This window comes from Oleiphilus sp. HI0079, from assembly GCF_001635105.1.
The window spans coordinates 1-1,405 of sequence record NZ_LWFT01000762.1; the positions used below are offsets into that span (position 1 = coordinate 1).

The 1,405-nt window shown below is 46.9% G+C and carries 1 protein-coding gene; it reads right to left on the reverse strand.

Annotation, left to right across the window (positions count from 1 at the left end; genetic code table 11):
- Positions 1 to 147 precede the first annotated feature (147 nt).
- On the reverse strand, positions 148 to 1,275 hold the full coding sequence (locus A3750_RS14255; RefSeq protein ID WP_068465689.1) for a DUF3426 domain-containing protein: 1,128 nt from the start codon (positions 1,273 to 1,275) through the stop codon (positions 148 to 150).
- Between the last annotated feature and the right edge of the window lie 130 nt (positions 1,276 to 1,405).

Here is a 1,405-nt window from a genome sequence, read left to right on the forward strand (position 1 = left end):
CTGAACCACAAATCAAAAGCTCTGGGCTGCCGAAAAAGGACGCAAATAATACTCCTCTCGGGCGACCTGTTAAAGACGCAATGTGGGCTTTTTTTTGGTTATATTTTGTTCGAGGTGGTTGACAATTGAGCGGGGCAGCGTTCCATGCTAGCTACTATTTTGCTGACCTTTACTAGGAAAAAAACGGATTTTGTAATTAACGGCTCTCTTGCCGGGATCTTCGATCTCGAGAGAAACGTGTATTGGCTTATCGCGCGGCATGAGCTTGCTATCGAGGCTTGTGTCGTTTAAATACTGCTTTGGCGGAACAATTTGTTGTGCAACTGTTTTCCCGTTAATGTCCGAAAAATACAGTGCGAGTCTTGGGAAATCTTGATCAAAACTGGCCTCGTTGGTAAGCACAACGTCGATGATTAGCGAGTTTGGTGTAATTGGATGACTGCGAACGACTAGGTTGCTGCTTCGAATCGCATTTAAATCGACTAGTTCGGGCAGTGAGCAGCCAGCTTTTTCGCAGAACATCTCAAAACTTTGTTTCGCTAGGGGGTATTGCACAAGCTTTTCGTAGTGAAACCAAGCGGCTTGCGCCAGAAGAACCAATAGCAGGGCAACGCAACCTAGCCCTATCAACATTTTGGAAAAAAGGCCGCGACCTCTAACTGTTTCGGTTTCTTCGTAATAAAAATCAATGGCCTCTGGCTTTGTTGTGCTGTCGGAGGATAGCGCGTCTGAACTAGAGGTGAAAAAAGGTTCACTCATTGAGCGATCTTCAGGTTCGGCTTTGACGCTTAGAGGTTCGTTTTGGTCTTCCAGAATTTGATTTGCCCAGCTTTCATCGTCGGTGTCTTCTTCCGGAAGCTCTTCATCGTCATTGGATTCGGCAGCAAAGGCGTGGGCTTTACTCGTGTCGATCGATTTTAAAGAGTCACTCAGCTGTTCTTCGAACATGCTGTTTTTAGCCTCTTCGAGGTCTTCTGCCGAATCTTCGAAAACTAGATCGTCTTCCTCGGGATGAGGGGGAGCTTGTTCGGCTACATCGGGTGCATCTGGCGTGTTATCTCGATCTACGTTTGCGGATAATTCGTCTTCTGGTATGTCGGCTGCTTCTATCTCGCGATCGCTTTCAGCGTGGCTGTTAATCAGATAGGCAAGAGCATCAAAGACTTCCATGCAAGCGCCGCAACGAACTTTGCCGCTAGCAGCAGAAAGCTGGCTTTCGGTTACTTCAAAAGTAGATTTGCAATGCGGGCAGCGCGTGTATTGCTCAGCGTTCATGCGCAAACGGATCCTTGTACGTCGACAATAAAAACTCTTTATTATCTGCAGTGTAGCGCGTTTTTGGGAGTCTGCGTACTCACCTTTATGGTTATTCGGAGTGCTTTTTTCCTGTTAATCTCGACCAGTC